This is a genomic window from Micromonospora sp. NPDC003776, assembly GCF_053605645.1.
The window spans coordinates 1-6127 of sequence record NZ_JBSGJR010000436.1; the positions used below are offsets into that span (position 1 = coordinate 1).

At 72.7% G+C, this 6127-nt stretch carries 4 protein-coding genes; 2 read left to right on the forward strand and 2 right to left on the reverse strand.

What is annotated here, in order from left to right; translation table 11 throughout:
- Window positions 1-244: 244 nt before the first annotated feature.
- A complete protein-coding gene (gene uvrA, locus ACWEVO_RS27340) occupies window positions 245-3190 on the reverse strand; it encodes an excinuclease ABC subunit UvrA (RefSeq protein WP_452310366.1) in 2946 nt (981 codons plus the stop codon).
- 210 nt (window positions 3191-3400) lie between these two features.
- Window positions 3401-4480 (reverse strand): ribosome small subunit-dependent GTPase A, encoded by a 1080-nt coding sequence (gene rsgA / locus ACWEVO_RS27345; protein ID WP_452310367.1) that lies wholly within the window; start codon window positions 4478-4480, stop codon window positions 3401-3403.
- Between the two features lie 237 nt (window positions 4481-4717).
- Here rsgA and ACWEVO_RS27350 point away from each other — a divergent pair, with 237 nt between their 5' ends.
- Entirely contained in the window at window positions 4718-5434 is a 717-nt protein-coding gene (locus ACWEVO_RS27350) for a maleylpyruvate isomerase family mycothiol-dependent enzyme (RefSeq protein WP_452310368.1), read from the forward strand.
- Between the two features lie 8 nt (window positions 5435-5442).
- Entirely contained in the window at window positions 5443-6096 is a 654-nt protein-coding gene (locus tag ACWEVO_RS27355) for an MBL fold metallo-hydrolase (protein ID WP_452310369.1), read from the forward strand.
- Window positions 6097-6127 lie beyond the last annotated feature (31 nt).

The following is a 6127-nucleotide window of genomic DNA, read 5'->3' on the forward strand; positions in this document are numbered from 1 at the left end:
GCGGTCGGCGCGGCGGTGGTGCTGGCCGCCTGCGGCAGGGCCCGGCGCGTCCGCGTACCCGGCCCGGTCAACTCCTGATCGTCACTCATCTCCGGCCTCTCTCTCGGCTGCCGCCGCCTGTCATGATCTGCCCCCACACCCGGGGACACGCAACACGATCGCGCGCGGTTCATACTGACGCGTCACGAAATGGGCAGCGAAAACGGGCGGGCCGGTGTCTTGGCCCGCCCGTCGTACGCCCGAGTCAGCGTGCCCCGGCGGGGACCTTTCGGCTGCCGCGCGACCGGGTGGCGCCGTTGGCCTTGGCGGCCCGGGTGGTGGCCGCGGCGGCGCCCTTCGCCTCGCCGTCGAGCTTGAGCATCGGGCGCAGGAACTGCCCGGTGTGGCTCTCGGGCACCTCGGCGACCTCCTCCGGGGTGCCGGTGGCCAGGACCGTGCCGCCCCGGTGGCCGCCCTCCGGGCCCATGTCGATGATCCAGTCTGCCGTCTTGATCACGTCGAGGTTGTGCTCGATGGTGATCACCGTGTTGCCCTTGTCGACCAGGCCCTCCAGCACCATCAGCAGCTTGCGGATGTCCTCGAAGTGCAGGCCGGTGGTGGGCTCGTCCAGCACGTAGACGGTCCGCCCGGTGGAGCGCTTCTGCAGCTCGGAGGCGAGCTTGACGCGCTGCGCCTCACCGCCGGACAGGGTCGGGGCCGGCTGGCCCAGCCGGACGTACCCGAGACCGACGTCGACCAGCGTCTTGAGGTGGCGGTGGATGGCCGGGATGGCGGAGAAGAACTCGGCCGCCTCCTCGATCGGCATGTCCAGCACCTCGGCGACGGTCCTGCCCTTGTAGTGCACCTCCAGGGTCTCCCGGTTGTACCGGGCGCCCTTGCACACCTCGCAGGGGACGTAGACGTCCGGGAGGAAGTTCATCTCGATCTTGATGGTGCCGTCGCCGGAGCACGCCTCGCAGCGCCCGCCCTTGACGTTGAACGAGAACCGCCCGGGGCCGTACCCCCGGACCTTGGCCTCGGTGGTCTCGGCGAAGAGCTTGCGGATGTGGTCCCAGACGCCGGTGTAGGTGGCCGGGTTGGACCTGGGGGTACGCCCGATCGGCGACTGGTCGACCCCGACGACCTTGTCCACGTGCTCCAGGCCGCTGACCCGGGTGTGCCGGCCGGGGACCAGCCGGGCACCGTTGATCTGGTTGGCCAGCACCGCGTGGAGGATGTCGTTGACCAGCGTCGACTTGCCCGAGCCGCTGACCCCGGTGACGGCGATGAGCTGGCCGAGCGGGAAGCTCACGGTGAGGTTGCGCAGGTTGTGCTCGCGCGCCCCGTGCACCACCAGCTCCCGGCCCGGGGTCTGCGGCCGCCGCATCGCGGGCGTCGGGATGACCTTCCGGCCCGACAGGTACGCCCCGGTGACCGACTCCTCGCTCTCCAGCAGGGCCGGCACCGAGCCGCTGTGCACGATCCGGCCGCCGTGCTCGCCCGCGCCCGGGCCGATGTCGACGATCCAGTCGGCGACCCGGATGGTGTCCTCGTCGTGCTCGACGACGATCAGCGTGTTGCCCAGCCCGCGCAGCCGCAGCAGCGTCTCGATCAGCCGGTGGTTGTCGCGCTGGTGCAGGCCGATGGAGGGCTCGTCGAGCACGTAGAGCACGCCGACCAGGCCGGAGCCGATCTGGGTGGCGAGCCGGATGCGCTGCGCCTCGCCGCCGGAGAGGGTGCCCGCCGGGCGGTCCAGGGAGAGGTAGTCCAGCCCGACGTCGAGCAGGAACTTCAGCCGGGCGTTGATCTCCTTGAGCACCCGCTCGGCGATCATCTTCTGCCGGTCGGACAGCTCGATGCCGGCGAGCAGGTCGGCGGCCTCGCCGACGGAGAGGTTGCAGACCTCGGCGATGCTCTTGCCGGCCAGGGTGACCGCGAGCACCTCGGGCTTGAGCCGGGCGCCACCGCAGGCCGCGCAGGGCACGTCCCGCATGTAGCCCTCGTACTTGTCCCGCGACCACTCCGACTCGGTGTCCGAGTGCCGCCGCTCGATCCACTGCACCACGCCCTCGAAGCCGGTGTAGTAGGAGCGCTCGCGGCCGTACTTGTTGCGGTAGCGCACGTGCACCTGGTCGTCGGAGCCGTGCAGGATCGTCTTCTGCGCCCGGGACGGCAGCTTGCGCCACGGGGTGTCCAGGTCGAAGTGCTCGGCCTCGCCGAGGGCCTCCAGCAGCCGGAGGAAGTAGTCCAGGTTGTGGCCGCTCGCCCAGGGCTGGATGGCCCCCTCGCGCAGGGTGCGCTCCGGGTCCGGGATGACCAGCTCCGGGTCGACCTCCTTCTTGGTGCCCAGGCCGGTGCACTCGGGGCAGGCGCCGTACGGGGCGTTGAAGGAGAAGACCCGGGGCTCCAGGTCCTCGATCGCCAGCGGGTGGTCGTTGGGGCAGGCCAGGTGCTCCGAGTAGCGGCGCTCCCGCTCCGGGTCGTCCTCGGCCAGATCGACGAAGTCGAGCAGGACGATGCCGCCGGAGAGGCCGAGCGCGGCCTCGACCGAGTCGGTCAGCCGCTGCTTGGCGCTCGGCTTGACGCTGAGCCGGTCGATGACCACCTCGATGGTGTGCTTCTCCTGCTTCTTGAGCTTCGGCGGCTCGGTCAGCGGGTGCACCACGCCGTCGACCCGGGCCCGCGCGTAGCCCTTCGACTGGAGCTCGGCGAAGAGGTCGACGTACTCCCCCTTGCGGCCGCGCACCACCGGGGCGAGCACCATGAAGCGGGTGCCCTCGGCCATGGCGAGGAGCCGGTCGACGATCTGCTGAGGGCTCTGCTTGGAGATCCGCTCGCCGCAGACCGGGCAGTGCGGCTCACCGATCCGGGCGAAGAGCAGCCGGAGGTAGTCGTAGACCTCGGTGATCGTGCCGACCGTGGAGCGCGGGTTGCGCGAGGTGGACTTCTGGTCGATGGAGACCGCCGGGCTGAGGCCCTCGATGAAGTCGACGTCCGGCTTGTCCATCTGGCCGAGGAACTGCCGGGCGTACGAGGACAGCGACTCGACGTAGCGCCGCTGGCCCTCGGCGAAGATGGTGTCGAACGCCAGGCTCGACTTGCCCGACCCGGAGAGCCCGGTGAAGACGATCAGGGCGTCCCGGGGCAGGTCGAGACTGACGTCACGCAGGTTGTGCTCGCGCGCGCCACGGATGATCAGTCGGTCGGCCACGGTGCGTGTGCTCCCGGAAGAAGAATGTGAGGCGGATCTGTCCGCTCGGAGCGTGGTCTGAGCGGTTTTTCGAGGGTTGTCGAGGCGTAGAAATACGCCTGGGCAACTCTAGCCCTGAGGTACGACAAACTTCGTCGCGCGCACATTCCCCCAGCTCAGCGCGGTCGGGCGGAGCACGACGCCCCGCCCGACCGACCCGCACCGGCGCGGTCAGAATCCCCCGGGCCCGGGCGGCGAGGTCGGACGCGCGGTCCGCCGCCGCTCCGCCCGCCAGCTGCCCCGCCGCTGGGCGGCCAGCCGGGTCTCCCGGCGGCGGCTCTCGTACGCCACCTCCCGCTGGAGCCGACGCCAGCTCTCCCACCGCCGCACGGGCAGCTCGCCGCTCTCCAGCGCCGCGCGCACCGCGCAGGCCGGCTCGGCGTCGTGCGCGCAGTCGGCGTACCGGCAGTCGGTGGCGAGCTCGGCGATGTCGGCGAAGGCCCGGTCCAGGCCGGCCGAGCCGTCCAGCAGGCCGACCGCGCGGACACCGGGGGTGTCCAGCACCGCCCCGCCGCCCGGAATGGGCAGCAGCGCCCGCCAGGTGGTGGTGTGCCGGCCCTTGCCGTCCACCCGCCGGATCGCCTGGGTCCGCATCACCTCCGCCCCGGCGAGGGCGTTGACCAGGCTCGACTTGCCCGCCCCGGACGGGCCGAGCAGGCCGAGGGTGCGCCCTGCCGCGACGTGCCGGCGCAGCGGGTCCAGCCCGGTGCCCCGCTCGGCGCTGACCGGCAGCACCGGTACCCCCGGGGCGAGAGCGGCGAGCTGCCGGGCCACTGCCGCCGGGTCGGCGGCCAGGTCGGCCTTGGTGAGCACGATCAGCGGCTCCGCGCCGGACTCGTGGGCCAGCGAGAGTAGTCGTTCGATCCGGGCGGCGTCCGGCTCCGGGTGGACCGGTTCCACCACCGCGGCGGTGTCGATGTTGGCGGCCAGCACCTGGCCGCTGGCGTCCTTGCCTGCGGTCCGGCGGATCAGCGCGGTACGGCGGGGCAGCACCGTCTCGACGGTGACCGGCCCGTCCGGCCAACTGGCCAGCAGCACCCAGTCACCGGCGCAGGGCAGCGCGGTCAGGTCGCGGGCAGCGGCGGCCAGCACCCCACCGCCCAGGCTGGCCCGCACCGGCCCCTCGGGGCGGAGCACGGTGCAGATCCCACGGTCGACGCGGGCCACCCGGCCCGGTCGCCGGTCGGTACGACGTCCCACGTGTGCCGCCCGGTCGGCGTCCCAGCCGAGGGCGGTCAGATCGATGGTCATGGTGTCCTCATCGGTGTCGAGGGGGTTCATGGCGGAACACGCGTGCTACGACCGGCATGCTCACCACCTCCACTCCGACTCCCGGTGCCGCGTTCTGCGCCGACGGTAAGGGGAGCGCCGACGCGCCGAAAGCGATTTCCCCGGCGACGCGGCGGCACCGTACCGCTAGGGTCGATGCGTGAGCGCGAGGAGTGAGCCGATCCTGCGAGCCCCGCAGCCGCGAACAGAGGTGGAACGGTGACGAGCGATCCGCTGCTGCTGACGGGCGAGGCCGAGGAGGCCACGGAGCGGCTCCTGCGTACCGTGGCCGGCCTGGCCGCCGCGGACGTGGCCGGCCCGTCCCTGCTGCCGGGCTGGACCCGCGGGCACGTGCTGACCCACCTGGCCCGCAACGCCGACGCCTTCGTCAACCTGTTCACCGCCGCCCGCACCGGCGAGCCGATCCCGATGTACGCCAGCCCGGAGGCCCGCGCCGCCGACATCGAGACCGGTGCCGACCGGAGTCCCGCCGACCTCCTGGACGACCTGCGCGGCAGCGCGGCCCGGTTCGCGGCGGCGGTCGAGGCGATGCCGGTGGGAGCCTGGGCGGCCACCGTGCAGACCCGGCGCGGCCCGTGGCCGGCGGCGACGCTGGTCTGGGGCCGGCTGCGGGAGATCGAGGTGCACCATGTGGACCTCGACGCGGGCTACCGGCCGGCCGACTGGCCGGCCGCGTTCGCCCAGCGGTTGCTGCACGAGGTGGCGACCGGCCTGGCCGACGCCCCGGACGCGCCGGCCATGGTGCTGCGGTTCGACGGCGTCCGGCAGGAACTCGTCGTGGGTGACCCCGAGGGGGCGCCCACGATCACCGGCCCCGCGCCGGAACTCGCCGCGTGGCTGATCGGCCGCAGTGCCGGCGAGGTGCTCACCGTCACTCCCGACGGTCCCCTGCCGACCCCACCGGAATGGATATAGAAGCCGTCATGACCTACACCGGAGACGTCACGCCCGGCGGTGCGCCGGACATCCGCGAGCTCGACCGGCTCACCATCACCAAGGTGTCGGTGGGCCCGATGGACAACAACGCCTACCTGCTGCGCTGCCGGGAGACCGGCGAGCAGGTGCTGATCGACGCCGCGAACGAGGCGCCCCGGCTGCTCGACCTGATCGGCGAGGACGGGCTGACCGCGGTGGTCACCACCCACCAGCACATGGACCACTGGGTGGCCCTGGAGGAGGTGGTCGCGAAGACCGGCGCCCGGCCGCTGGTGCACGCCGACGACGCCGACGGGCTGCCGATCGAGGCCGAGCCGCTGCGCGAGGGCGACAGCGTCCCGGTCGGCGACTGCGCGCTGGAGGTGATCCACCTCAGGGGACACACCCCGGGCTCGATCGCGCTGCTCTACCGCGACCCGTCCGGCGTACCGCACCTGTTCACCGGCGACTCGCTCTTCCCCGGCGGTGTCGGCAACACCCACCAGGACCCGGAGCGGTTCGCGCAGCTCATCGACGATGTGGAGCGGAAGCTCTTCGACCGGCTGCCCGACGAGACGTGGTTCTATCCGGGGCACGGCAAGGACAGCACCCTGGGCGCCGAGCGCCCCGCGCTGCCGCAGTGGCGGGCGCGCGGCTGGTGACCCGGCCGCCCGGGCCGGCCGCGCGCACCTG

Bases quoted from the DNA above. Each gene is read 5' to 3' on its own strand.
- rsgA (WP_452310367.1), bottom strand. From the start codon at position 4,480: ATGACCATCGATCTGACCGCCCTCGGCTGGGACGCCGACCGGGCGGCA.
- ACWEVO_RS27355 (WP_452310369.1), top strand. From the start codon at position 5,443: ATGACCTACACCGGAGACGTCACGCCCGGCGGTGCGCCGGACATCCGC.